This window comes from Nonomuraea sp. CA-143628 (assembly GCF_050942315.1).
In the GTDB taxonomy this organism is placed as follows: domain Bacteria; phylum Actinomycetota; class Actinomycetes; order Streptosporangiales; family Streptosporangiaceae; genus Nonomuraea.
Window position 1 is genome coordinate 1,170,817 of sequence record NZ_CP192072.1, and the last position, 24,610, is coordinate 1,195,426.

At 66.2% G+C, this 24,610-nt stretch carries 28 protein-coding genes; 12 read left to right on the forward strand and 16 right to left on the reverse strand.

Translation table 11 applies throughout. The annotated features are described in order from the left end of the window. The first annotated feature begins 2 nt into the window (after nt 1–2). Nucleotides 3–680 carry a TioE family transcriptional regulator gene (locus ACQP2T_RS05625; RefSeq protein WP_433515120.1) on the forward strand — a complete coding sequence of 226 codons (678 nt, stop codon included), beginning with the start codon at nt 3–5 and terminating at the stop codon, nt 678–680. Between the two features lie 8 nt (nt 681–688). On the opposite strand, the gene ACQP2T_RS05630 is transcribed toward ACQP2T_RS05625, so the two are convergent. Continuing rightward, nucleotides 689–1,294, reverse strand: coding sequence for a class I SAM-dependent methyltransferase (locus ACQP2T_RS05630; protein WP_433515121.1), 606 nt, complete (start codon nt 1,292–1,294; stop codon nt 689–691). A 91-nt stretch (nt 1,295–1,385) separates the two neighbouring features. Between ACQP2T_RS05630 and ACQP2T_RS05635 the strand changes: the two genes are divergently transcribed. After that, nucleotides 1,386–1,829: a MerR family transcriptional regulator gene (locus tag ACQP2T_RS05635; RefSeq protein WP_433515122.1), complete on the forward strand. Its 444-nt coding sequence runs from the start codon at nt 1,386–1,388 to the stop codon at nt 1,827–1,829. Here ACQP2T_RS05635 and ACQP2T_RS05640 read toward each other — a convergent pair. From ACQP2T_RS05640 to ACQP2T_RS05660, 5 genes are all read right to left on the reverse strand, one after another. Then, nucleotides 1,826–2,944: a hypothetical protein gene (locus ACQP2T_RS05640; protein ID WP_433515123.1), complete on the reverse strand. Its 1,119-nt coding sequence runs from the start codon at nt 2,942–2,944 to the stop codon at nt 1,826–1,828. The two genes, ACQP2T_RS05635 and ACQP2T_RS05640, sit on opposite strands and share 4 nt — an antisense overlap. A 115-nt stretch (nt 2,945–3,059) precedes the next feature. Next, the gene (locus ACQP2T_RS05645) at nt 3,060–4,061 is read right to left on the reverse strand and encodes a hypothetical protein (protein ID WP_433515124.1); all 1,002 of its coding nucleotides are present in this window, start codon (nt 4,059–4,061) and stop codon (nt 3,060–3,062) included. A gap of 187 nt (nt 4,062–4,248) precedes the next feature. Continuing rightward, nucleotides 4,249–4,680 carry a calmodulin-binding protein gene (locus tag ACQP2T_RS05650; protein WP_433515125.1) on the reverse strand — a complete coding sequence of 144 codons (432 nt, stop codon included), beginning with the start codon at nt 4,678–4,680 and terminating at the stop codon, nt 4,249–4,251. 141 nt (nt 4,681–4,821) lie between these two features. Then, nucleotides 4,822–5,481, reverse strand: coding sequence for a permease-like cell division protein FtsX (locus ACQP2T_RS05655; protein WP_433515126.1), 660 nt, complete (start codon nt 5,479–5,481; stop codon nt 4,822–4,824). Beyond that, nucleotides 5,478–6,020, reverse strand: coding sequence for an RNA polymerase sigma factor (locus tag ACQP2T_RS05660; protein ID WP_433515127.1), 543 nt, complete (start codon nt 6,018–6,020; stop codon nt 5,478–5,480). Before ACQP2T_RS05660 ends, ACQP2T_RS05655 begins: the two co-directional genes overlap by 4 nt. Nucleotides 6,021–6,133: 113 nt before the next feature. Here ACQP2T_RS05660 and ACQP2T_RS05665 point away from each other — a divergent pair, with 113 nt between their 5' ends. The 3 genes from ACQP2T_RS05665 (at nt 6,134) to ACQP2T_RS05675 (ending at nt 8,674) form a co-directional block, all read left to right on the forward strand. After that, nucleotides 6,134–6,583 carry a hypothetical protein gene (locus tag ACQP2T_RS05665; RefSeq protein ID WP_433515128.1) on the forward strand — a complete coding sequence of 150 codons (450 nt, stop codon included), beginning with the start codon at nt 6,134–6,136 and terminating at the stop codon, nt 6,581–6,583. A gap of 306 nt (nt 6,584–6,889) precedes the next feature. Further along, nucleotides 6,890–7,393, forward strand: coding sequence for a hypothetical protein (locus ACQP2T_RS05670; RefSeq protein WP_433515129.1), 504 nt, complete (start codon nt 6,890–6,892; stop codon nt 7,391–7,393). A gap of 132 nt (nt 7,394–7,525) precedes the next feature. Continuing rightward, nucleotides 7,526–8,674, forward strand: coding sequence for a DUF418 domain-containing protein (locus ACQP2T_RS05675; RefSeq protein WP_433515130.1), 1,149 nt, complete (start codon nt 7,526–7,528; stop codon nt 8,672–8,674). On the opposite strand, the gene ACQP2T_RS05680 is transcribed toward ACQP2T_RS05675, so the two are convergent. From ACQP2T_RS05680 to ACQP2T_RS05695, 4 genes are read right to left on the reverse strand one after another with little or no spacing between them, the layout of a single operon-like run. Next, entirely contained in the window at nt 8,649–9,572 is a 924-nt protein-coding gene (locus ACQP2T_RS05680) for an ABC transporter substrate-binding protein (protein ID WP_433515131.1), read from the reverse strand. The genes ACQP2T_RS05675 and ACQP2T_RS05680 overlap by 26 nt on opposite strands. A gap of 22 nt (nt 9,573–9,594) precedes the next feature. Further along, nucleotides 9,595–10,257 (reverse strand): ABC transporter permease, encoded by a 663-nt coding sequence (locus ACQP2T_RS05685; protein WP_433515132.1) that lies wholly within the window; start codon nt 10,255–10,257, stop codon nt 9,595–9,597. After that, nucleotides 10,254–10,901, reverse strand: coding sequence for an ABC transporter permease (locus ACQP2T_RS05690; RefSeq protein ID WP_433515133.1), 648 nt, complete (start codon nt 10,899–10,901; stop codon nt 10,254–10,256). Before ACQP2T_RS05690 ends, ACQP2T_RS05685 begins: the two co-directional genes overlap by 4 nt. Continuing rightward, on the reverse strand, nt 10,898–11,986 hold the full coding sequence (locus ACQP2T_RS05695; RefSeq protein WP_433515134.1) for an ABC transporter ATP-binding protein: 1,089 nt from the start codon (nt 11,984–11,986) through the stop codon (nt 10,898–10,900). Before ACQP2T_RS05695 ends, ACQP2T_RS05690 begins: the two co-directional genes overlap by 4 nt. 122 nt (nt 11,987–12,108) lie before the next feature. Between ACQP2T_RS05695 and ACQP2T_RS05700 the strand changes: the two genes are divergently transcribed. From ACQP2T_RS05700 to hutI, 6 genes are all read left to right on the forward strand, one after another. Further along, nucleotides 12,109–13,569 (forward strand): aromatic amino acid ammonia-lyase, encoded by a 1,461-nt coding sequence (locus ACQP2T_RS05700; protein ID WP_433515135.1) that lies wholly within the window; start codon nt 12,109–12,111, stop codon nt 13,567–13,569. A gap of 13 nt (nt 13,570–13,582) precedes the next feature. After that, nucleotides 13,583–14,443, forward strand: a complete 861-nt coding sequence (locus ACQP2T_RS05705; protein ID WP_433515136.1) for a MurR/RpiR family transcriptional regulator — start codon at nt 13,583–13,585, stop codon at nt 14,441–14,443. Between the two features lie 68 nt (nt 14,444–14,511). After that, nucleotides 14,512–16,185 carry a urocanate hydratase gene (gene hutU / locus ACQP2T_RS05710; protein WP_433515137.1) on the forward strand — a complete coding sequence of 558 codons (1,674 nt, stop codon included), beginning with the start codon at nt 14,512–14,514 and terminating at the stop codon, nt 16,183–16,185. A 35-nt stretch (nt 16,186–16,220) separates the two neighbouring features. Beyond that, on the forward strand, nt 16,221–17,423 hold the full coding sequence (locus ACQP2T_RS05715) for an allantoate amidohydrolase (protein ID WP_433519716.1): 1,203 nt from the start codon (nt 16,221–16,223) through the stop codon (nt 17,421–17,423). Next, nucleotides 17,420–18,757 (forward strand): formimidoylglutamate deiminase, encoded by a 1,338-nt coding sequence (locus ACQP2T_RS05720; RefSeq protein WP_433515138.1) that lies wholly within the window; start codon nt 17,420–17,422, stop codon nt 18,755–18,757. The genes ACQP2T_RS05715 and ACQP2T_RS05720 overlap by 4 nt, the downstream gene beginning before the upstream one ends. 41 nt (nt 18,758–18,798) lie before the next feature. Further along, nucleotides 18,799–19,974: an imidazolonepropionase gene (gene hutI, locus ACQP2T_RS05725; RefSeq protein WP_433515139.1), complete on the forward strand. Its 1,176-nt coding sequence runs from the start codon at nt 18,799–18,801 to the stop codon at nt 19,972–19,974. A gap of 91 nt (nt 19,975–20,065) precedes the next feature. Here hutI and ACQP2T_RS05730 read toward each other — a convergent pair whose 3' ends face one another. The 4 genes from ACQP2T_RS05730 to ACQP2T_RS05745 all read right to left on the reverse strand — a co-directional run bounded on the left by ACQP2T_RS05730 (nt 20,066) and on the right by ACQP2T_RS05745 (nt 21,332). Further along, nucleotides 20,066–20,290, reverse strand: a complete 225-nt coding sequence (locus tag ACQP2T_RS05730; protein WP_433515140.1) for a hypothetical protein — start codon at nt 20,288–20,290, stop codon at nt 20,066–20,068. Between the two features lie 58 nt (nt 20,291–20,348). Beyond that, a complete protein-coding gene (locus ACQP2T_RS05735) occupies nt 20,349–20,615 on the reverse strand; it encodes a hypothetical protein (RefSeq protein WP_433515141.1) in 267 nt (88 codons plus the stop codon). A 247-nt stretch (nt 20,616–20,862) separates the two neighbouring features. Continuing rightward, nucleotides 20,863–21,153: a hypothetical protein gene (locus ACQP2T_RS05740; RefSeq protein WP_433515142.1), complete on the reverse strand. Its 291-nt coding sequence runs from the start codon at nt 21,151–21,153 to the stop codon at nt 20,863–20,865. Beyond that, nucleotides 21,150–21,332, reverse strand: a complete 183-nt coding sequence (locus ACQP2T_RS05745) for a hypothetical protein (protein WP_433515143.1) — start codon at nt 21,330–21,332, stop codon at nt 21,150–21,152. The genes ACQP2T_RS05740 and ACQP2T_RS05745 overlap by 4 nt, the downstream gene beginning before the upstream one ends. Nucleotides 21,333–21,512: 180 nt before the next feature. Here ACQP2T_RS05745 and ACQP2T_RS05750 point away from each other — a divergent pair, with 180 nt between their 5' ends. Continuing rightward, entirely contained in the window at nt 21,513–21,752 is a 240-nt protein-coding gene (locus ACQP2T_RS05750; RefSeq protein ID WP_219527888.1) for a GntR family transcriptional regulator, read from the forward strand. 445 nt (nt 21,753–22,197) lie between these two features. Here ACQP2T_RS05750 and ACQP2T_RS05755 read toward each other — a convergent pair whose 3' ends face one another. Both ACQP2T_RS05755 and ACQP2T_RS05760 read right to left on the reverse strand, forming a co-directional pair. Next, nucleotides 22,198–23,796: an ORC-CDC6 family AAA ATPase gene (locus ACQP2T_RS05755; RefSeq protein WP_433515144.1), complete on the reverse strand. Its 1,599-nt coding sequence runs from the start codon at nt 23,794–23,796 to the stop codon at nt 22,198–22,200. Further along, a complete protein-coding gene (locus ACQP2T_RS05760) occupies nt 23,793–24,548 on the reverse strand; it encodes a hypothetical protein (protein WP_433515145.1) in 756 nt (251 codons plus the stop codon). The genes ACQP2T_RS05755 and ACQP2T_RS05760 overlap by 4 nt, the downstream gene beginning before the upstream one ends. Nucleotides 24,549–24,610: the final 62 nt, after the last annotated feature.

Genomic DNA, 24,610 nt, shown 5'->3' on the forward strand with positions numbered 1-24,610 from the left:
CCATGAGGCCAGTGGATCTGGCGCGCGAGCACGGCCTGTCCACCCAGGCGATCAGAAACTACGAGGACGCCGGCATCCTGCCCGCCGCCGAACGCACCGTCCACGGCTACCGCACCTATACGCCACTGCACGCGCAAGCGCTGCGCGCGTTCCTCGCCCTCGTGCCGGGCCACGGTCACCACACGGCCACGTCGATCATGCAGGCGGTCAACCGGGGTGCCATCGAGGACGCGCTGCGGCTCATCGACGAGAGTCACGGCCAGCTCCTCGACGACCGCCGCACCCTCCAGGCCGTCGAAGCCGCGCTCCGCGACCTGGCGCCGGTGCCACAGGAGCGCGGCGACACGTTCATCGGCCCCCTGGCGCGCAGGCTCGGCATCCGCCCCGCCACGCTGCGCAAATGGGAGAACGCCAGGCTGATCCAGCCGCGCCGCGATCCGCAGACCGGCTACCGGATCTACGGCGCGGCCGACGTACGGGATGTCCGGCTGGCCCACCAGCTCAGGCGGGGCGGCTACCTGCTGGAGCAGATCGCCCCGCTGATCGCTCAGGTCCGCTCCGCCGGAGGCGTCGCCCCGCTGGAGTCGACCCTGCGCGATTGGCAGGCCCGCCTGTCCGCCCGGGGCCGCGCGATGCTCAAGGGCGCGGCTGACCTGGACGCGTACCTCCACGCCCGCTGAGGTCGAGGTCATGGATTGTCGGCGAGCACACAGGCGACGGGCGGATCGAGCTCAAGGGTCTCGACCCGGAGCTGAGTGAAGCCGGCCTGGGTGAGCAGGTCCTGGAGCTCTTGGGCGGCTCGGACCGTGGTGTCCCGGGTGGCACCGGGGGAGCGGGGCTGGCTGACGAGCGCGATGCGTCCTCCGGGGCGGAGCAGGCGGCGCAGCTCGCGAAGCCGCGCCATCGGGTCGGGCCAGAACCCCAGGGAATTGACGGCGAGGATGGCATCGAGCGGGTCACCGAAGCTCGGCAACCGCTCCACGGAGGCGCACGTGAGGTGCACGCGGCGGGCGCGGACGGCGGCGGCGTTGTGGCGGGTGGCCCGCCGGACCATAGCCTGCGAGTGGTCGACGCCGAAGACATGGCCCTGTGTGGCGCGGGCGGCGAACTCGGCGATGGCCACGCCGGGACCGAAGCCGATCTCGAGTACGCGGTCGGTGGGCCGCACGTCCAGCAACGACACCGCCCAGATGTTGCGCTGCCGGTTGGAGGGGCGATGAGCGAACATCCAGCCGACCGCCGACCCGACGATGCCCCGGGGTTGATGGGCCTGGCCCACCAAGTATCTGATCACGCGTTGCTTGAGAGATGTACCCGCTGTCTGCATGATCCGCAGTCAACGGCTTCAAGTACGCTTGAAGTCAACATGGACTCTTGAGGCCGACATGGACGAGCAGTTGACGATCGGCGAGCTGGCTCACCGCACCGGTGTGGCCACCTCCGCTCTGCGCTACTGGGAGGACCTCGGCCTGCTACCGGCACCGGCCCGGGTCTCCGGCCAACGGCGTTATCCGCCGTCGGCGGTCGAGCTGGTCGGGGTGGTGTTGTTGCTGCGAGGCGTCGGTTTCACGTTGCGGGAGGTCAAGGAGTTCGTCGCGGCTCGCTCGCCGGACGGCGACGGCTGGCGGGAGCTGTACGAACGCAAGCTCACCGAGCTGGATCAACGGATCGCCCAGGCTCAGGTGGCACGCACGGCCATCGCCCATGGGTTGGCCTGCCCGCACGAGAGCATCTTCGAGTGCGCCAACTTCACCAGCGGGGTCACGGCGCTCCTGGCGGGACATTCTGTCGAAGAGGCTCATTCGCAGATTCATTCGCACCCGTCTTAGGAATGGCGCGCGTTTCGCAGGTGCTCGGCCATCGTCTCGCTGACCGGGATGTTGGTAGGGAGCTGCGGGGCCTCGAAGTAGCGGGCCTTGTGCTTGCGCAGGAGGGCTTCTCCATGCTCCGCCCAGGAGAACCCACGCTTCTTGAGCAACTTCTGGAAGACCACGCCGGCTTTCTCGGGGTCACGTTCGGCGAGGATTCTGATGGCCGCAGGGGAGACGCTGTCATCGCGCAAGTAGCTGGTCATGGTCTCGCGGTAGCGTCGGCGGGCGATCAGGGCCGGGTTGTCGAACAGGGCCTGAAGCAGGCCGAAGTCGAAGTAGAAGCTGAGCCCCGTGTCCGGGTCGAAGTGGATCGCCACGGTCTCGGCGAAGGCCATCTCTTCGGCGAAATCGAAGTCGGCCCGTGCCTTTTCGGTGACAGCTGCCTTTTCTGCGACGGCGTTCCAGAACGCGTTCACCCGCTCGGTCAGCACGTCGCAGGAGACGACGATGAGTTCGTCGCCGTACAGCTCGATGAAGAGCTCCCGTTGGTCGGCGAGTATGCGCCGGGCGGTGGCAAGCTTCTCCGGGTTGCGGAAAACCAGCTCGGGGCTACGCAGCGACAGCTCCGCAGCCTGGGTGAGCAGGGTGGCCCGTTCACTCGCGGGGAAGGCGGCGAGATTGCCGCTGACCAGCCAGTCGTCTCCGAGGGGAACCACCCGGCCGATCAGGAACATGCCTTTCTTCAGCGGTCGGAAGGCGGCCTTGCCCATGTTGGACCGGGTGCGATAGGTCAGCTCGTCCACCAGGTTGAACAAGGAGATGGCGTCTCCATCCTTCGCCCGTACCTCGAAGATGCCCTCGACGACGTCCTTCCAGCCGAGGAGCATGTCGCGTTCCTCGGCGCTCAGCTCGGGATGGGCCAGGACGAATCTGTCGACCACCGTGCCACCATCTTGGAGCCTGTGCTGGAGGATGAAGTGGTCGATGACCAACGACGCGCCCGCCTCATCGTCGACCAGGCCGTCAGGAAATGTCTGGTCCAACACCGTTTCCAGCCGCCGCCGAAAGCGGGCCGACAGGGCGAAGTCGACCAGTTGCTCCTTGAGCGTCCCCGCTCGCTCCATCAGATCCACGACAAACCCATCCAATCGGCGGTTCCGAGCACATGATCGTGACCATTGTCGAGGTACGAGCCGCCTGATCGCAGGTTGTCGACGGCTTTGGCGCCGCCATAAGGGATGCCGTACGTCAGGAGCCCGTGATGCTGAGCAGCGAAAACCACTGATTGATGACGCGAGCCTTTCCACGAGACGGTGGTATGACGGCGAGATAGCTGGTCACGCTATTGCGCTTGACCCGCTTCTTGAAGGTCTCGCCGTGGCTCAGAGCAGCGGTTTCGCGCCCAGGGAAGCTCGCCGTAAGCGTGCTTCCGGACCGGGCGATGAAGCTGTCTCCCTGCAGGGCCCCGTACCAGATGAGGGCCCCACCCGCAGAGGTCTTGAGCGCGAAGATCTCCGGTACGAGTTTCGGCTGGTAGCGCACATTCCACTGGCCGCCCATCCCTTTTCGCTCATCCAGCACGGCATTGGCGGTCTCGGTGGTGAACTTGCCCGGAGCGATCGTCTGCCGGGCCTGCGGGTCGGCGCCCGCCGTGGCGATCAGGCGTACATGCGACTGGGCCGCCTGCCGGGGTGAGATCGCGAGAGTTCCGCGCTCGTCCGCTGGTAGCGCGGTGGCCAGTCCGTCGCGATCCTTGGCTATGGTCGGCACCTTCATCGTCGAGTCCGTGAGGGAGGACGCGACCACGCGCCACCCTTGGGGCGTCTTCTGGAAGATGGCCTGCGTCCAGGATTTGCTCCCTTTCTGCGTGAATTCGGCCAGGAACCACGGCGGATTGGCGCCGCTCCTGGGAATGGTGAAACGCGTCTTGCGTATCTCCATCGGATTGGTGCTGCGGTTGCCGATCATCCCGTTCAGGCGCTCGTCGGCCTTGGTCTGCCGCAGGGAGAGCCCAGCCTCCGCCGCTTCCCATCCTTTACCCTGCAGTTTGGCCTGGTCGGCCAGCTTCTCGTAGCGGCCGAGAATGCCCTTGGCCTCAGCCGCGGTGACCACTCCTTGCTGGGCTGGAGCCGTACTTGCCGCTCGCCCGCCGGCTGCCCATGGGGATTGCTGAGTGGATCCGCCCCCGCAGGCGGCGACACCAGAAAGGACCAGAATCGCAAGAACGGGAGCTGAATGGCGAATGTTCATCGCTGTCTCCGGATGTCGATTGCCACGATGTACGTGGCGCGGATCGACTCGGGTTCAGACAATTACCAGACATTCTTGTTATAGATCGCGCTGAATTTCACCGAGGTGTCTGGAAGTTGCTTCTCAAGGCATGGGGGCGGCCCCCGGAGCGGTTCTCCAGGGGCCGCGGTGGCGGACGACGCCAGTTCTATGCCGTCGGAATTTCGCGCACGAGCCTGGAAGTCCAGTCGCACCAGACGAGTCCGGGCAGGAACGCCCCGCCAGCCTCGTCCAGGTGCTCCTCGACGTAGGGGATCGTCGCGTCGCAGACCTCGATCCCGAAGTCGAAGAAGTCGACGGTGTCGGTGTTCAGGTGGTAGCTCCAGCGCGGGTTGTAGGGGGTCTGGCGCTTGAGGATGCGTCCGATGACGTGCGGCCGGTCTGTGGTCTCGCCGTTCACCAGGTCGCGGGCGTGCTGGATCTTCACAGGGTCGGTGAGCTTGATGATGAACTGCTCGTGGGTGATGTCGGTCATCACGAAGTAGGCCGAGTCTGCCGCCTGAGCGGGTGTGGGGGCGGCGACGCTGAGCGCCGCGATGGCGACGAGAGCTGTGAGGGTCTTGGTCAGGATGCTGCGCATCGAGATCCTTCCATCCCGTAGCGATTACCGAGGGTTGCGATCGCATACGCTAAGTAATCATGCGGAGGCGAGGGCGGCCTCTAGCGTCACAGTGACAACGCGGTCACCGAGAGCGAGATTGTTTCGAGGTCAGGCCGCGAGTCACCGCCCCTTGCCGGGGAAGGAGCACTGCTCAGCTCTTCCCAGGAACCTCTTGACGATCCCCCAGAAAGAGGCACTGTCGATGGCGCAAGTCTGGTCGACGCTCACGGACACGCCGGGCAGTTCACTCGCGGCCTTGGCCACGGCCGAAGAGTCGGCACCCGCCCTGATCCGGGCGCGGAAGGACTCGGGCATGTCGGTGAGGGTTGTCGCCTTCAGGAGCCGGGGGTTGTCCTTGTACGCCTGACGGAAGCTGTCCCAGGCCTGCTGTTGGTCCTCAAAGCGGACGCTTTCCACCTCCGGCCGGGCTTCCAGCGCCAGTTGGAGGTTCTTCCGTTCTGCCGGGGTGATTCCGACGCCCGCGCAACTCGCGATGGACATGCCGTCCGTGCAGAGGAAGGCCGAGACCTCGGGCCCTTCAGACACCGTGCTGCTCTGTGACATAGCGACGATGCTTTCCTGCGGTTCCAGCGAGGGGGCGGTGAGCTCTACCACTCCGAAGATTGTCACTGCGACTGCCATAGTGACGGCGGCGACTCTGACCACGCCCTTCCTGGAGCCGCGGCTGGGCCGCGGAGCGGGGAACGGACGTTGGTCGTCGCGGACGATCTCCGCGCGAGCCGACATGGCGTCGCGGAGCCGCTCTTCAATGCTGTTCATGCGTTGTCTCCCAACTCGTGAAGGAGTCTGGCCCGGGCTCGGGCGATCACGGACCTGACGGTGCTCTGCCTGATGCGCATGGCCTCGGCGATCTCGGCGTCGGACAGGTCGAGGTAGTAGCGCATCACCAGGGCCTCTCGCTGGCGCCGCGGCAGGCGGGCCAGTGCGCGCAGCACCTCCCGCCGCGACTCCCCGATCAGCGCGGCGGTCTCCGCCGAGTCGGCCAGGCCGGCGACCGGCTCGACCCGGCGCAGCGCGAGCGCCCGGCGGCGAAGGACCGACCGGGAACCATTGAGCACGCACGTCCTGACATAAGCGATCGTCGTGACTCCCGGCCGCCACTTGCCATGCAGCCGGGCGAACACGTCCTGCACCACGTCCTCGGCCGTCTCTTGGTCGCCGAGAAGCAGCACCGCGAGCCGGACAAGACTGAGCCGATGCTGGCGATAGAAGGCGACCAGCTCAGTCTCAGGGGGTGCGGCCGGCGGAGCGGACACCTTCGATGCCGGCTCCCCCAGCCGCAAGATTTCGCTGTCCATGGTCTATGAACGCGCACCCCTGCCGATCCGCTGCTTCTCCACATCAATAACCCGTAGCATCTGCGTGTCTCGCCCGATGGTCTGGTATGGGCGCGCCTGTGGAGACTGCGGGGATGCTCGAGGCGATCTTGCCGCATCAGGCAGAAGAAGCGGATCTGAAAGCACCCGCGGGTAGCGTCTTGGCTTCCGACGTACTTTTCCAGTCAGGGAGTGCCTTCATGCTCGTAAGAAAGCTCGGACACTTAGCCCTGCTCACCGCGGCCTCGGCCGCCATCGCGATCACGGGCCTTTCCGCTCCGGCGAGCGCCACCGCGGAAAGGCTGGCCTGCCCCATCTTCTTCGTCTGTGTCTACTCGGCGGCCTCGACCAATCCCGAACTCATCCCGGAAGGCGACTCGCACACCTTCCCGGCCGGGTTCGTGATGACGGGAATCGTCAACAGCACCACCGGAACCCGTTACTGCGTCACTGGAAGTCCGAGTTTCGGACTTTCACCACAGCGAGAGGTCGTCCATACCCAGCCGGTCACCAGAGTGGCCCCCGGCGGGGTCTGCGCGCAGTAATCGAACGGTCCATTCAGTGGGGCGGCCGCTCGCCGCCCCACGGGAATCCAGCAGCGCACCAGTCCTCCATGGGCTGGCGATCTCGCCCGATCACTTGTCTCGTTACGCTTCGCGAGCCGCCGGTGAAGCGTCACACTGTGTGTGCGGCCATCGCCTCTCTTCGGTCCAGGTCATGTTCTCGAAGGACGACGCGATGGCCGTCTCCATGAGACATCCCGGCTTGATCCTGGGCAGTCCTGCGCCAAGTCTGTACATCCCGGGCCCGTCGATCGGCTGATCCGATGGGCGTCCGACGACACTGCTGGCATGGACGGGCGTGAGGCGAGTTCGGCGGCGGAGCGGGCCGAGTTCGGGGGTGCCGTGTACGGCTCGCTGCTGGCGGCCTCAGTGGTCGCCGGCTCCGCCGCGGAGGGCGGACCGCCGTCCCCGCCGGAGCTCGTGACGCTCCTGGTGTGTACGGGAGTGGTGTTCTGGATCACCCATGTCTACGTCCAGGTCGTGAGCTCCGGCTATCCCGCAAAGCCCCTCACCTGGGCGAACCTGCGCACGGTCGCCAGGCGCGAATGGCCGCTGGCGCAAGCCTCGTTCCCGCCGTCGATCGCCGCGGCCATGGCCTCCGGGCTGGGCATGTCCAACGCGGTCGCGGCTTGGGCGGCGCTGTGTGTCGCGGTGGCGAGCCAGGTCACCTGGGCGGTGACGGCCGCGGTCAAGATCGGCTCTTCCAGAAGAGTCGTGGTCATCTCCGGAATCGCCAACCTAGCCCTCGGCCTGGCCATCGTCGCGCTCAAGACCGTGGTCGCCGGCCATTGATTCCGCCAGGACAGGATCGCTGGGGAACGCCGGCGCGTGACCAAAGACTGTAGGTCGTACATCGATGGATGTATGACCGTTTTCGCCTGGCGGGACGAGCTCGGCGGGGTTTCGCGCGGCGAGCCTTGAAACATGACGAGACGGATAGACGCACTGGACGTGTTACGCGGTGTGGCGATCATGGGCACGCTCGGGACGAACATCTGGATCTTCACCAATCCCGGCGGCCCGGCGGAGCTGATGGGACTCGGCGGCGACATCGGCGTGGCGGAGTCGTTCCTGCGGTTCCTGTCCAACGGGAAGTTTCTCGGCTTGCTGACCCTGCTGTTCGGCATCGGCCTCGAACTGCAGTACCGCAGTGCGGTGCGCAAGGGGCTGACCTGGCCGGGCAGGTACCTCTGGCGTGCGGCCCTGCTGTTCGCCGAGGGCGTGCTGCACTACATCCTGATCTTCGAGTTCGACGTGCTGATGGGCTACGCGATCACCTCCATGATCGTCGCCTACCTGATCGGCAGGAGCGATCGCACGGTGCGGGTCTGGATGATCAGCGCGGGCACTGTGCTCGTCTCTCTGGTGGGCCTTCTGACGATGGGCTTGCTGGCCTCGGGTGACGATGCCTTCACCAGCACCGCCACCACCCTCTACAGCCAGGGTGGCTGGACCGACCAGGTTGCCTCTCGCCTCCAGCGGTTCGCCTTCTACCGTTCGGAACTGGTCTTCATCATCCCCTTGGGCGTGGTGCTGTTCCTGCTCGGCTCACGGCTGCTGCGCGCCGGCGTTTTCGATGAACGCGGCGCGGGCCTGCGCAGGAAGCTGACCGTCATCGGACTCGGGGTCGCCGCGCCGCTGAACCTGCTCACCTCCTTCGCGGGGCCCGCCTGGTTCGCCGTCGACCGCTACATCCTGGCGCCGCTGGTCGCCCTGGGCCTGCTGGGGCTGATCAGCTCGATCGTCCTCGGCATGAGCGGCTCGCCCGGCGTGGTCCGCAGGGCCGTCTCGAACGTCGGACGTACGGCGCTGTCGTGCTACGTCTTCCAGAACCTGGTCGCCAGCGCGCTCTGCTACGGCTGGGGCCTGGGCCTGGCCGCCGAGCTCGATTGGCTGCGCCCCTGGTGGGTGCCCGTGGCGTGGGCTGGGATCTGCCTGTTGTTCGTCATGCTGACCTCGCTGTGGCTGCGCCGGTTCCAGCGCGGGCCGCTTGAGCTTGCCTGGCAGTGGGCCTACCAGGCGCCTTGGGCGAATGCCGTGGGAGGGGTCAGTTCGACAGGCCGTGGGACTTGACCCACTCGGTGGCGACCTCGTCGGGGTCCTTGTGGTCGTTGTCCACGAGCGAATCGAGCTTGCTCAGCTCCTCGGTGGTCAGCGCGGTGTTCAGCTTGGCCAGAGCGGTTTTGACCGTGTCGGTGGCCTTGTCGGTGCGGATCAGCGGGACGATGCGCTGGGCCGGGATGAGGTGTTTCGGGTCGGCCAGGACGACCCAGCCGTTCTTCGCGATGTCCACGTCCGTGCTGAAGAGGTTCCCCAGCTGGACGTCGCCGCTCTTCAAGGCTCCCTTGACCAGCGGCCCGCTGGCGTCGAGGGACTTGAACTCCTTGAACTCCACACCGTAGACCTCCTTGAGCCCGACCACGCCGACCTGGCGGGTCTTGTCCTCCGGAGGGCCGCCGAAGACCAGCTTGCCGTTGTGCTTGGCCAGGTCGGCGAGGGTGCTGAGGCCGTACTTGGTCGCGGTGTCCTTGGTGACGGTGAAGACGTCCGCGTCCTCGGCGGCCGCGGGCGGCAGGACCGTCAGTCCTTTCGGCAGCTTGGCGGTGAGCGCCTGCTGCAGGGCGTCGGAGTCGCTCGCGGTGGCCTTGGGGTCGAAGTGCAGCAGGAGGTTGCCCTGGTATTCGGGCAGCAGGTCGATGTCGCCGTTCTGCAGCGCGGGCACGACGATCTCCCGCGAGCCGAGGTTGGGCTTGACCGTCGTCTTCACGCCCGCGGCTTCGAGGACGTCGGCGTACAGGTAGCCGAGGATCTGGTTCTCGGAGAAGTTGGCTGTACCGATCACGACCGTGGAGTCCCCGGACGCGGCGGCGGGCGGCGGCGTGTTCAAGCTGGTCGTGCCTCCGCCGCAGGCGGCGAGCACGGGGAGTGCGGCGAGCGCGAGCGCGCCCGCGACGAAGTTCCGGCGATTCATGAAGTCTCCATCAGAGCGATGATCAAGTAAGGCGGTGGCGGAAGAGAACGCGGTGGATTCCGGCGAGGATGAGGTCCACGGCCACGGCGAGGACCGCGACGAGGACGGCGCCGCCCAGGACCTGGGTGAGGTCGCGCTGGGCGAGGCCGTCGAAGATGTACCGGCCGAGGCCGCCGAAGCTGACATAGGCCGCGATGGTCGCGGTGGCGATGACCTGTACGGTCGCCAGCCGCAGCCCTGTCATGATCAGCGGGGCGGCGAGGGGGATCTCCACCCGCCACAACGACTGGAGCCCGGTCATCCCCATGCCGCGGGCGGCGTCCTTGGTGTCCGCCTCGACCGCGGCCATGCCCGCGTAGGTGTTGGTCACGATCGCCGGGATGGCCAGCGCGATCAGGGAGATGTACACCGGGGTCATGCTCAGGCCGCTGACCAGGAAGACCAGGGTGACGATGCCCACGGTCGGCAGGGCGCGACCGAAGCCCGCGAGGTTGATGGCGAGGAACGCGCCCCGCCCGGTGTGGCCGATGAACAACCCGATGGGCAGCGCGATCAGCGCGGCGACGAGCGTGGAGAGCAGGGAGTACTCCACGTGCTCGAACAGCCGCTGGGCGATGCCCTCCGGGCCGGCCCACTGGCCGGCGGAGGTCAGCCAGGCGATCAGCTGGGAGAAGAGATCCATCATGCGCGCGCTCCCTTGCGGATCCAGGGGGTGCAGAGCCATTGCACAGCGACGAGCACCGCGTCGGCGGCCAGCGCGAGCAGCAGTGTGAGGACCACTCCGGCGAGTACGGGAGTGGGGAAACTGCGTTGGAAGCCGTCGGTGAACAGCTGGCCGATGCCGCCGTACCCGATGTAGCTGGCCACGCTGACCAGGGAGATGGTCATGACGCTGGCCACCCTGACCCCAGCCATGATCACCGGTAGGGCCAGCGGGAACTCGACTTTCACCAGCGTGCCGAACCCGCCCCTGCCCATGGCGAGGGAGGCTTCCCGGACCTTGGCGGGCACGCTGTCGAGCCCCTCGACGGTGTTACGAAGCAGGACGACCAGGGTGTAGACGGTCAGTCCGGCGATGGCGGTCGTCCTGGTCAGCCCCGTGATCGGCAGCAGCAGGACGAACAGGGCCAGCGACGGCACCGTGAACATGATGTTGGAGATGCCCAGCAGGAGCCCGCGGAGCGGACGGATGCGGTGGGCGACCACGGCGAGCGGCAGCGCGATCAGCAGGCCGAGCAGTACGGCGGGGACCGCCGTGCCCAGGTGGTCCAGCGTGAGCGCCAGCAGGTCGTCGGTGTGCGTGGTGAGCCAGCCCCATTCGATGGTCATGCGAGGCTCCGCTGATGGGCGTGCACGACGTCGTCTCGGGAAGCCCCGACCAGCACGCCCGCCGCGTCCACCCGTACCGCCATCCCGGTGGGAGAGGAGACGGTCTCGTTGAGCGCCGAGAGCAGCGAGTCGGCATCGGTCAGGCCACGCACCGGGGTGAGGGCCGCCTGCCCGATCGACTCCGACCCGTCGAGCGCGTGGACGTCCAGCCAGCCCGCGGGCTTGCCGTCAGGGGAGACCGCGAGCAGCCAGCGTCCCGTCGCCTCCTTGCGCGCCTGCGCGGCCGTGTCGGTGGTCTTCACCGCCGCGATCGGCTCGTACGGCACCTCCTCCAGGGAGATGAGAGACAGCAGCTTCAGCCCGCGTTCCGCGCCGAGGAATCCGGCGACGAAGTCGTCGGCCGGCCGGGCGAGCAGTTCGGCGGGCGGTGCGCACTGGACCATGTGCCCGCCGGTGCGGAAGATCGCGATGCGGTCGCCGAGCCGTACGGCCTCGTCGATGTCGTGGGTGACGAAGACGATGGTCTTGCGTAGTTCGGCCTGCAGCCGGATCAGCTCGTCCTGGAGCAGGGTCCGTACCACCGGGTCGACCGCCCCGAACGGCTCGTCCATGAGCAGGACGGGCGGGTCGGCGGCCAGCGCGCGGGCGACACCCACGCGCTGTTGCTGACCGCCGGACAGCTGATGGGGATAGCGTTTGCCGGACTCGGCGGCCAGGCCGACGACCTCAAGAAGCTCGGCGGCCCTGGCACGGGCCTTGCGCCGGCCCCAGCCGAGCAGCGTCGGCACGGTGGCGATGTTGTCCAGGACCGTACGGTGCGGGAACAGGCCCGCCTGCTGGATGACGTACCCGATGCCACGCCGCAACTGGGCCGCGGGCAGCTCCCGCACGTCGCGCCCGCCCAGGCTGACCGTGCCGGAGGTGGGATCGACCAGCCGGTTGATCATCCGGAGCGTGGTGGTCTTGCCACAGCCGGAGGATCCGACGAGCACCGTGATGCCTCCTTCGAGGAACTCCACGGAGAGGTCGTCCACAGCTGTCGTGCCGTTGGCGAACCTCTTTGTGACTGACTCGAATCGGATCATGGACACCACCCTTGCCGGTCTGCATGTATTCATGCAGACTCATGCACGAATGAAGATGTGTCAATAGTCGGTTTTGCGCAGGTGAAAGGGAGTTGAACGCCGTGGCGTCTCGAATCGTAGGCGTGACCGTCCCACAGATCGAGCTCGACGGACATGGTCTCGACAGCGAGACGGTCGCGCTGCTCGCCGACGGCATGGCCTGCGTGGAGGTGCCTTTGGCCGCCTACGACAAGGTCGAACAGTCGTGGCGCAGGGCGGGCGAACTCGTCGCCACCGGGCGCGTCTACGGGCGCAGCACCGGCGTCGGCGCCAACCGCACCCTGGACGTCGATCCCGCCGACTTCGACCTGCACGGCCTGCGCCTGCTGCGCAGCCACGCGGGCGGGATAGGGGCGCTGCTGCCCGCCAGGCAGGTCCGGGCGATGATGATCGTCCGGCTCAACCAGCTCCTGGTGGGAAACGCCGGGCTCCGTCCCGAGGTGGTCCGCGGGCTCGCCGTGGCGCTCAAGGCCGGAGTGCACCCGCCGGTGAACGAGTACGGCGCGGTCGGCACCGGCGATCTGGCCGCGCTGTCCCAGCTCGGCCTGGCCCTCGCCGGAGAGCACCCCTGGCACGACGGCCCCACCCCACCACCGCCGATCAGCCTCGAAACCGGCGACGCATTGGCCCTGATCAGCAGCAACGCCCTCACCCTGGGACAGGCGGCGCTGGCCCGCCACAGCCTGGACCGCCTGCTCAGGGCCGCCCATGTGGTGGCCGCGCTCTCCCTGCTGGCCGTCGACGGCTCGCTGGAGGCTTTCGCCGAGCCGGTGCACGCCGCCCGCCCGCATCCGGGCAACATCCGTGCCGCCGCCGAGGTCCGCCGGCTCGTCGGCGCGCCGGAACGGCCCGCGCCACCGACCGGCCGCATCCAGGACCCGTACGCCTTCCGCTGCTTTCCCCAGATCCACGGGCCGGCTCTGGAAGCCTCCGACGCGCTGGAGCGGGTACTGGCCATCGAGCTCAACGCGGGCGCGGAGAACCCCCTGATCAGCGCGGATGGCCCGGACGGCGGGCTGGCCTCGTACCATCACGGGGGTTTCTTCTCGGCTCACGTGGCGCTCGCGCTCGACCAGCTGTCTCTCGCACTCCTGCCGACGGCGCGGCTGTCCGCGGCACGGCTGGCGGCCCTGAACGAGCCGGGCATCACGGGGCTGCGTCCGTTCCTCGCCGGTGGGGCGTCGGCCGGTTCCGGGGTGCTCATCCTCGAATACAGCGCGAACGCCGCCCTCGCCGAGCTGCGGAACGCGGCGGCTCCGGCCTCGTCCGGTCATGCCGTACTGTCGCGGAGCGTGGAGGAGGCCACGAGCTTCGCCTCGCAGGCCGCCCGCCAGGCCCTGCGGGCCGTCGAGACGTACCGGCTGGTGCTCGCCTGCGAGCTCGTCGCCGCCGTCCGCGCTCTGCGTCAGCTCGACCGGTCCTTGCCAGTGGGTCGTGCGTACGCGCTGGTGGACGACAATCTTGACCTATCGATGGAGGACCGGCCGCTCACGGCGGACGTCTCGGCGGCGGCCGGTCTCCTCGACACACTGGCCGATCTGTAACCCCTGGAGAGTCATGAACACGGACGATGTCGCGCCGGAAGCCCGCTTGCTGCGGCTGTTCGAGGGGCATCGGCTGACCCCCGCCCAGCGGCGGATCGCGCACTGCCTGGTGCAGCACGCCGGGCAGGCCGCCTTCCTGTCCAGCGTGGAGATCGCCGAGCTCGCGGGGGTGAGCCAGCCGTCGGTGACCCGGTTCGCGATGACCCTCGGGTACGACGGCTACCCCGCGCTGCGCAAGCAGATCCGCGAGCTCGGCCTGCCCGACTCGGCGGGCCGAGGCGAGACGGGCGAAGGCGCGCCGCTGAGCGAGACCCAGCGGGCGGTACGCACCGAGATCGCCAACCTTCAGCATCTGGCCGACTCGCTGTCGGACATGACGGCGATCGTTCGGGCCGCCAGGCTGCTGGCACCCTCACGGCCCCTGCTCGTGCTCGGGCTGCGCGCGGCGGCGGCGCAGGCCGCGGGTTGGGCCTACTTCGCGGCTAAGGTCCACCCCGATGTGCGCCTGCTCAACGAGGGCGGTTCCATGCTCGCGGACCGCATCGATCAGGCGGCCGACGCCGGGGCGAGCGCCCTGCTCTGCTTCGCCCTGCCCCGCCACCCCGCCGAGCTGACGGAGGGCCTGTCGGCGGCCAAGAAGGTGGGGCTGAGCGTGGTGACCATCGCCGACAACGCCTTCGCGCCCTCTGCCGACCTCTCCGATGTGCTGCTGCCCGTGCCGGTCGGCACGGAACTGGTCTTCGACACGGCCTGCGCGCCCATGATGCTCGGCCGGGTCCTGCTGGAGACCATGGTCGAGGAGATCCCGGGCGCGCAGGCACGCCTGGAGGCGTTCGAGCAGTCAGCGGCCTCGCGCGGCTTGTTCACGGACTAGCTATTGACTGAATGTATTTATTCACGATAAGCATGTATGCATAATTTCCAGTCGGGGAGGTCAGGAACATGGACCAGAGCAGCGGTCCGCGCCCGGTTCGGGCGCCGCGTGGCACGACGCTCAACACCCAGGGGTGGCAGCAGGAAGCCGCCCTGCGGATGCTCATGAACAACCTCGACCCCGAGGTCGCCGAGCATCCCGACAAGCTCGTCGTGTACGGCGGCACCGGCAAGGCGGCCCGTGACTGGCGCTCCTACGACGCGATCGTCCGCACGCTCGGCACCCTGAAGGCCGACGAGACGCTGCTCGTGCAGTCGGGCCGCCCGGTGGGCGTGATGGCCACGCACGAATGGGCGCCGCGGGTCCTCATTGCCAACTCCAACCTGGTCGGCGACTGGGCCACGTGGCCGGAGTTCCGGCGGCTGGAGCAGCTCGGGCTGACCATGTACGGGCAGATGACGGCCGGTTCCTGGATCTACATCGGCACCCAGGGGATCCTCCAGGGCACCTACGAGACGTTCTCGGCCGTGGCCGCCAAGAAGTTCGGCGGCACGCTGGCCGGGACGATCACCCTGACCGCCGGGCTGGGCGGCATGGGCGGCGCCCAGCCGCTGGCCGTCACCATGAACGGCGGGGTGGCCATCTGCGTGGACTGCGATCCGCGTTCCGTGGACCGGCGTATCGAGCATCGTTACCTCGACGTCAAGGCTTCGTCGCTGGATGAGGCGCTGCGGCTGGCCTACGAGGCGCGGGACGCGCGCCGGCCGCTGTCCATCGGGGTGGTCGCGAACGCGGCGGAGGCCGTACCGGAGCTGCTTGCGCGCGGTGCGGAGATCGACATCGTCACGGACCAGACGTCGGCGCACGATCCGCTAATGTACCTGCCGGTCGGGGTGGCGTTCGAGGACATGGCCGCCGAGGCGGACAAGGACCCTGCGGGCTTCACTACCAGGGCTCGTGAGTCGATGGCTCGGCACGTGGAGGCGATGGTCGGCTTCCAGGACGCCGGGGCCGAAGTGTTCGACTACGGCAACTCGATCCGGGGCGAGGCGCAGCTGGCTGGCTATGGGCGGGCCTTCGATTTCCCCGGGTTTGTGCCTGCCTACATCCGGCCGCTGTTCAGCGAGGGCAAGGGGCCGTTCCGCTGGGCGGCGCTGTCTGGCGACCCTAAGGACATCGCCAAGACGGACCAGGCGATCCTGGACCTGTTCCCGGAGAACGAGTCGCTGGCCCGCTGGATCCGGTTGGCGGGGGAGCGGGTGCACTTCCAGGGGCTGCCGGCGCGGATCTGCTGGCTCGGGTACGGCGAGCGGGACAAGGCGGGCGAACGGTTCAACGACATGGTGGCTCGTGGTGAGATCTCCGCTCCGCTGGCCATCGGCCGTGACCATCTGGACTGTGGCAGCGTCGCCTCCCCGTACCGGGAGACCGAGGCCATGCTCGACGGCTCGGACGCTATCGCAGACTGGCCGCTGCTTAATGCCATGGTGAATGTGGCCTCTGGTGCGTCGTGGGTGTCTATCCACCACGGTGGGGGTGTCGGCATCGGCCGGTCCATTCACGCCGGGCAGGTCACCGTTGCCGACGGGACTGCGCTGGCCGGGGAGAAGATCCGCCGGGTGCTCACCAACGATCCGGGTATGGGGGTTATTCGGCACGTCGACGCTGGGTACGACCGGGCCAACGAGGTCGCACAAGAGCGTGGCGTGCGGATCCCGATGCGTGAGGGCGACTCGGCGTGATCGATGCTTCGCAGGTTGAGGGCAATTTCCGGGGGATGTGGCGCGAGCTGCTGCCCGTCGGCCGGTATGACGCGACCGGCGGGTATCGCCGCTATGCGTGGAACGCGGCCGACGACGAATGCCGGGCCTGGTTCAGGGAGCAGGCGCTTGGGCGGGGTTTGACGTACGAGGTCGACAGGAACGGCAACCAGTGGGCCTGGTACGGCGACCCCTCGGCGGGGGACGCCATCGTCACTGGCTCCCATTTGGACTCGGTGCCTGACGGGGGAGCGTACGACGGGCCGCTTGGCGTCGTGTCGGCGTTCGCGGCCCTGGACGCGCTCCGGGATCGGGGCGTGCTCGGGGACCAGGACGTTCTTCGGGACCAGGGCGTTCTCCGGGACCGGCGCACCACGGGTGGTCGTCCGCTCGCGATCGTCAACTTCGGTGACGAGGAGGGGGCCAGGTTCGGCGTGGCCTGCGTCGGGTCCCGGCTGATGGCTGGGGTGCTGGACCCGGGACACGCGCGGTCTCTCAGGGACCAGGACGGCGTCCTGCTCGGCGACGCGATGGAGCGTGCGGGGCACGACCCCGCCGGGATCGGCCGCGATGACGAACGACTCGGGCGCATCGCCGCGTACGTCGAACTCCACGTCGAGCAGGGCCGGAACCTCGGCGACGCGCCGGTCGGCGTCGCGTCGGCGATCTGGCCGCACGGCCGCTGGCGCTTCGACTTCCACGGAGAGGCCAACCACGCGGGCACCACCCGCCTGGAGGACCGCCGCGACCCGATGCTGGCCTACGCCGCCACGGTCCTGAACGCCCGCGAGCAGGCCAGGCTGGCTGGTGCGCTCGCCACCTTCGGGAAGATCTCCGTCGAGCCCAACGGCACCAACGCCATCGCCTCCCGGGTGACCGCCTGGCTGGACTCGCGGGCCGCCGACTCCGCCACGCTCGACATGCTGGTGAAAGAGATCATTCACCAGTCGGGGGCGGAGGTTACTCGCGAGTCGTTCACGCCGGTGGTCGAATTCGACGGGCCGCTCCGGGACCGCCTGGCCGCTCGGCTCGGTGGGGTTCCCGTTCTGCCGACCGGGGCGGGGCATGACGCGGGCATTCTCGCCTCGGCCATCCCCACGGCCATGCTCTTCGTACGGAACCCGACCGGTGTTTCGCACTCGCCGGAGGAATTCGCTGAGGAGGCCGATTGCCTCGCTGGCGTGGCCGCCTTGGTCGCCGTCCTGGAGGATCTGCTGTGAATGGGCGATTCTGGGCGAGGTACGCGTGGACCGGCGCGTCGGAGCCCGGCGGGTTGGAGTCTGGTGTCCTGATCGACGTCTCGGGGGGCCGTATCGTCTCCCTTCAGGCGGGCAGCGCTCCTCCCGGCGACGCCGTCGTCCTGGACGGCCTGGTTATTCCGGGGCTGGCCAACGCCCATTCGCACGCCTTCCACCGGGCGCTGCGCGGGGCCACGCAGCTCGGCGGCGGCACCTTCTGGACCTGGCGCGAGACCATGTACCGGGTCGCGGCGCGCCTCACCCCCGACGAGTACCTGGAGCTGGCGCGGGCGGTTTATGCCGAGATGGCCCTCGCGGGGATCACCTGCGTCGGCGAGTTCCACTACCTCCATCACGCTCCCGGGGGCGTCGCCTACGACGACCCGAACGCGATGGGCGAGGCGCTCATCGAGGCCGCCGCCCAGGCCGGCATCCGGATCACCCTGCTTGACACCTGCTACCTCTCGTCGGGATTCGGCGCCCCACCGGACGAGACCCAGCTCAGATTCAGCGACGGTTCAGCGGAGGCGTGGGCCGAGCGGGTCAGCGGCCTGAAGGAGCGCGATCACGCTCGCATCGGCGCGGCCGTTCATTCGGTCCGTGCCGTTCCCGCCGACCAGCTCGAAGTGGTCGGCGCCTGGGCGGCGCAGCGGAACGCCCCGATCCACGCGCACGTGTCCGAGCAGCCCGCCGAGAACGAGGGCTGCCTGGCGGCGTACGGGGTCACGCCTACGCGCCTGCTCGCCGACCACGGGCTGCTCGGGCCGCGTACCACCGCCGTGCACGCCACACACTTGACCTTGGAGGACATCGAGCTGCTCGGTGGCTCCGGCACCACGGTGTGCATGTGTCCCACGACCGAGCGCGATCTCGCGGACGGCATCGGGCCCGCTCGTGAGGTGCAGGCCGCGGGATCGCCGCTGTCGCTCGGCAGCGACAGCCAGGCCGTCATCGACCTGTTCGAGGAGGCTCGGGGGATGGAGCAGAACGAGCGGTTGCGCACGCGTCGCCGCGGACACTGGACGGCGGACGCGCTCCTGCGGGCTGCCACCGCTGACGGCCACGCGTCCTTGGGCTGGCCGGAGGCGGGCACGCTGAAGGCTGGCGCGCTTGCCGACCTCGTCACAATCTCCCTCGACTCGGTCCGAACCGCAGGCCCGCTCCACGGTGCGGAGACCGCCGTCTTCGCGGCCACCGCCGCCGACGTCAGCGACGTGGTCACGGGTGGCCGGGTGATCGTACGGCGCGGCGTCCACCAGCTTGTTCCCGACGTCGCGGGCGCGCTGCGGCAGGCTCTCGCGCGGGTGGCGTCATGACTCGCGCGGTTGGCAGCACGACTAACGAGGTTGGCGGCACGATGGGAAGCCTCCTGATCACCGGGATCTCTACGCTGGTCACCAACGACCCCTTGCTGGGCGAGGGTCCGCTCGGGCTCATCACGGACGCCGCCATCGTCGTCTCCGGCGATTCCGGTGAGAAGATCGCCTGGGTGGGGCCGGCTTCGCGGGCTCCCTCAGTGGATCGGATGTACGACGCCGGCGGCCGGGCCATGCTGCCCGGTTTCGTCGACTCCCACGCCCACCTGGTCTTCGCGGGGGACCGTACGGCCGAGTTCGACGCGCGGATGCGCGGCCTGCCCTACACCGCAGGCGGGATCCGCACGACGGTGGCGGCCACCCGCGCGGCGAGCGACGAGGAGCTGTCGGCCGGGGTGGCCCGCCTGGTGGGTGAGGCGCTGCGGCAGGGCACCACGGTCATCGAGTGCAAGTCAGGCTACGGCCTCACCGTCGAGGACGAGGCCCGCCTGCTGCGCATCGCTGCGGAGCACACCGACGAGGTGACCTACCTCGGCGCGCACGTCGTACCGGCCGAGCACGACCCCGATGCGTATGTGGAGCTGGTGACCGGGGCGATGCTGGACGCCTGCGCTCCTCACGCCCGATGGGTGGACGTCTTCTGCGAACGAGGGGCGTTCGACGGCGACCAGGCGCGGACCGTACTGGAGAGCGGCATCAAGCGCGGCCTCGTGCCCAGGATCCATGCCAACCAGCTCAGCCATGGACCAGGCGTCCAACTCGCCGTCGAACTGGACGCCGCCTCCGCCGACCACTGCACCCACCTCACCGACGCGGATGTGGACGCATTGGCCTCCGGGACCACGGTCGCGACCCTGCTGCCGGGGGCCGAGTTCTCCACCAGAGCCCCGTACCCGGACGCCCGCCGCCTCCTGGACGCTGGCGTGACGGTGGCACTGTCGACCGACTGCAACCCCGGCTCCAGCTTCACCACCAGCATGCCGTTCTGCGTCGCCCTGGCGGTTCGAGAGATGGGCATGACTCCGGACGAGGCGGTTTGGGCGGCGACACTGGGGGGTGCGCGGGCGCTGCGGCGCGACGACGTGGGCCGGATAGCCGTGGGCGCACGCGCTGACCTGATGCTGCTGGACGCGCCCTCCCACGTCCACCTGGCTTATCGACCTGGGGTCCCGCTCATCTCTGCTGTGTGGCAGCGTGGCCGCCAAGTGGTGTCCTGACCGACTTCAGGCAGGAATCGCACGGCCGCGACGACCAAGGACGTCCTCTTCAGGTGGACACGGCAGGCATGCGTCGGCGACATGTCCTTGATCACACGAAATCCATGCTGAAGACGATAAACACGCACAGGAGTACCGCCAGGCCAAGGACAGCGAAAACCGTCAGCATGACGGCGGTGACCACCAATCTGTCCTTCCACGGCTTCGATATCACTGCCCCATGATCCCATAACGAGTCCGCCTTGATGATCATCTCGTGCGCGGCATCCTCCTCGGCCTGCACCCACGAACCCCAGCCGCGAATGGCCGCTGTCACCGGTCGTGTCGGAATCCATGGGCATCCTCACCCTTGAGGCAATGGTCTGATCACGTACTCAATCTCGTTCATCGGCGCCGTCCGCTCCCAGGACAGCAGGTCGCAGGTCGTTCCAGTGATATCCGCAGTTCTCAGGGGGAAGGCCCTCGAACGTGTGCAGAGGATCAATTTCCAGGTCGCACAATCGCTGCTCTTGTGAGAGCGCGTGGTAGGCCAGGGCCTTGTTCATGGCGCTCATCACGTCGGAGGCCTCCACAACCCAGGTGTAGGGCGCCTCTCCGTCGAATCGTTCATCACCGGCGATGGTCACCGTGAAGGTCTTCATCTCTTGTGGCTCCTTCGGTACTTCGGCGTGCAGCACCATGTGGGCGAGAGCCCAGGTGGATCGGACCCGCGCTTTGGCGAAGACGGGTCAGCGGGCACTCTTGACAGGGGAGTGGGACTCGATCTGCGACCCCGCGAGCCGGGCTGCGCCCCTGAGCACGAATTCCGGATTGGTCCTAATCAAGGACTCGCACTGCGTTTCCGCAGACGCGGCGGACGAGCCCAGGGAGGCGTCCGCCGCGCTGCTCTCACCGGGCCTCGCCTTGGAGGATCTGATCGAAGGTACGTTTGGCGACTGCGTTCAACGTCCACGCGGTTTCGCGGACGGTGCTCTTCTCTCGGTCCGTACGACGGACGAAGCCCTGGCCGGCGGCGGCGCACAATTCGTACGTCATTTGGCGGCACTCGCAGGTGTGTGAGACCACGCGGATACGCTGAGTCCGCTGGGCCGGTTCGTACCAGGTCAGCACGACATGGCCCGGCTGCGGCGACGCGACGTGCGGACCATGGAAGTCGGGGATGTCATCCCGCCATGTCACCAAGTCCGCCCCTCGAAGATCTCGACGAGGTTCTTGAGCGCGACGTCGACGCGAACCATGACGAGTTCGCGGATGTGATCGCCGCCTGGAGGCAGCCGGTAGCCGTGCTTCTCCAGTACGGCTTGGATCTCGGCTGTCAGGCAGGACCCGAATCGTAGGTCTGTGATTGGGTTACCCATGGGTCGGACCTCCCGTGTCCGATCAAGGGCCCGTCTTGGCGTTTGGGTCGCGAGGACGGGCCCGACTCCCTTGAAGGTTTGCAGTCCTCAGGCTAAAGCAAACGTCTGCAAACGTCTGCCCCCGATCGCGAACGTGGGCGGGTGATGGGCCACGGATGCGGACATTTACGGTCTATGTTCATGACGATCGACCATGAGGGGCCGGTACCGCTCTATCGCCAGCTCGCCGACCTGCTGCGGACACAGATCGCAGACGGCACACTCCCGCCCAACCGGCCGATCCCGACCGAGCAGAGGTTGATGCACGAGCACGAAGTGGGCCGCGACACCGTCAGAAAGGCCATCGGCATCTTGCGCGAGGAGGGCTTCGTCATCGCGATCCAGGGCCGCGGAACCTTCGTGGCGCCCCGTGAGAACTGACCTGAGCTATCCGCTTCCTTTCTTCCCCGCTGGCTCCTGCGGGTGACCCGTGCCCGGAGCCCACCGGAATAGGAAGCGCGCCGTGCAAGGGCTCGATGAGCAGGACTTCACGGCTGGTCGGGTGATCAAGAAGGCAGCCCAGCGCTTTACCACCAACATGGACGCGTGCTGTTCGCGCTGGTCGCCAATCGGGTGATCGCGCCGCAGAGTAAGTTGTTGGTCGCTGAATGGGCAAGCGATCACACAGATCGAGGCGGAACTGGAGCAGATCAAGACCTAGCGCGACATTTTGGCTAAACTCGACATCCCAACCCCGAAGAAGATCGTCGAAGCTATCCCCACCGCAGACGCCTGACCAAGAACAACACCCCCGCAAGTGTTTCCCCAGCTCAGACTTCAGATCTGTGTGCTTTCCCACTACACATCTGCGGAACGCGGGTATAACTCATCCGGACAAATACTCCATTACCGCAGCGGTGGCGATATTCATCATCTGACGTGACCGAACGGGGCCAACCCACTTGGCCTGCTGAAAATCACTTTCGGAAGCAGCAAGTATCTTTCCGACAGTGTCAAATCCGAGCGTCTTAAGCCGGCCTTTAGCAAACGCTGTCATATCTAGTTTATCGACCGATCGATCCAGCTGTGACTTGATAAACTCCCGCCGCTCCTCGTCCATTTTATCGACGTCAAGCCGAGCGATACTTTCATATAGTTCGTGGTTCGCTCCGAATTCCACCATGCGCTTGATTGAGATCGCCCGTCGGAGCCATGTTGTCGCGGACACTGGATCCGCCTCTGGGCCTGTCCTTGCTCCAATGTTCAGCATGTACCGCGTGCCCGTTAGGCCTCGGGTAGCGACCAGTCCGCTACCAGCTTCATGCAGAATTCCGCTGTAGCACAGGAGACGAAGCGATTCCTTCACCGGCGCGGGTGCATCTCGATGAATCCAGATGAACACACGTTTATCTGCATCTCCAGCTTCGCCTGATTTTTTCCTCAGCATAGGGATGATGTGTTTCTGAAGAAACTGCCGACCCCAGTCGATTACAGATCGATGCCCTATGTAACGGTCACCGAGTGCCGAGTGCTCACTCCAAATAGCCTCTCGATAGTACTCGCGCATGGTCCGCTGTGCATTGTTCGCGCTCAGCGGAGAGGCCGCCGAAACCGTCTTGAGAAGGGTGCGAGGATTGCCGCTAGCGGCGAAAGCTAGGGCATCAAATATCTCGCCATTTCTTGCAATATTAGATTGCAACTCGGGATCTTGGCGCAGCACTATCTCTCGCATCGCCTCGAGATAACCTTTATCCAGAATATCTCGATTGACATTGACGAGCTCCGCATCATGACTCAGCTGAAAGGAGTCTCCAAAGTATGTTACGCCGGGGTATACTGCAGCCTTAACCGATAGATAGGGACTTCGCAAGTCGCGCATTAGGGTAAAGAATTGGCGCTGCTGCTCTGGGATGAAAACATGAGCGGCTTCATCTACTAGAAGTACTACCCGTCGCACGGAAGTTTGAGAGCAAAGATCCTCAATCGCATCCTTGATAACTTCTGGATCGATGCCGGAGTCGACCCCCTCTGGAAGAGAATCGTTTTTCCAGGAATCTTCTAGCTGGCTTCGCAATTTTTGTAGGCGTAGCTCAGTGACTTCGTCGCTATCGTCGCGCGAAAGCGTAGCAAAAATAGTGCTGTTGTGGCGAAGCGCTCCCTTCTTGCGCGCTTCTCGAATTATTCGCTCGCAGATTTTAGCCAGCATCCAATGCTTGAAACGTTCGGAATCTGCCGTCTGCAGCAATCCTGCCTTATTGAAGGTGATATAAACAGCTAGCGTTTTAGACGTGGAAAAGCTTTCATCCAACTCCTTTTGGGCTACTTTAAGGAGAAAGGATTTTCCTACACCTCGTGCACCTTGCAGAACTACTGTCTTCTTACTTTTCAGTGCGTCGATCGTGCGACGGTCAAATTCAGTCTCTACGAAGTAGTCACTGACTTCTTCGGGTGTTAGGTCTTCCGTGCGGAAGTATAGCTCGCTCACGCCGTTACGTTCCCTTCCTCGAGGGGCAATCCCAACAGCTTTCGTACCGAAGGGAAACTTGACAGGTGATCCTCAAGTGACGCCTCGACGATTCGGCGCTGAGGTTCGCCAAAGTCAACATAATAACGTACCATAAAGCAGTGGATTATCGAGCGCAGTACCGCGTTAGCGATGGATAGCCATTCTTCGACAATATCTGCCCGGTAGGATATGTCATTGGGTAGCATTTGCGATGTTGCAACGTTTCCATGAATGTACTCTGAGCATCTCCGATACGCCCCTTTGAGGGATTTGATCATTTGCTTTTGCTCGGAGATTGCCTCTGGACAGAACTCCATCAAAAATGACGTGGAATAGAGTCCCTCTTCTGGTGAAATGATCGAGGACCAACTGATATCTAGGTTTCCGCTAATCCATTGACGTCGCTTAAATTCCAGCGCACTCAGATAGGTAGCTCCTGCTGCTACTTCAAGAAACGATCTCAAGCTGGAAAATGCTTGACGATACAAGCCGCTCATGATCGCATAAAATGCCAGACCGAAATCCTGGTGGGCAGATCGTAGTTGCTGAGATTCCGGGTAATTGTCAAGGACGCGGAGCCATGACGTAAGATCTGCCTCTAGGTGTAGAACCTTGTTGATTTCCGGCTCGGCCTCACCTGTGGCGCGCTTAATATGATCCATGCATGTTTGGTGTAGCCTAAGCATCATATTTTCGATGCCGTGCGCGCTGGCGGCTGTTGAATCTCCCACACAAGTAAAGTTAGCACCGTCTTCGCGACTTGTCCTCTAATCGTGGAGCGTTCGGTGCGATT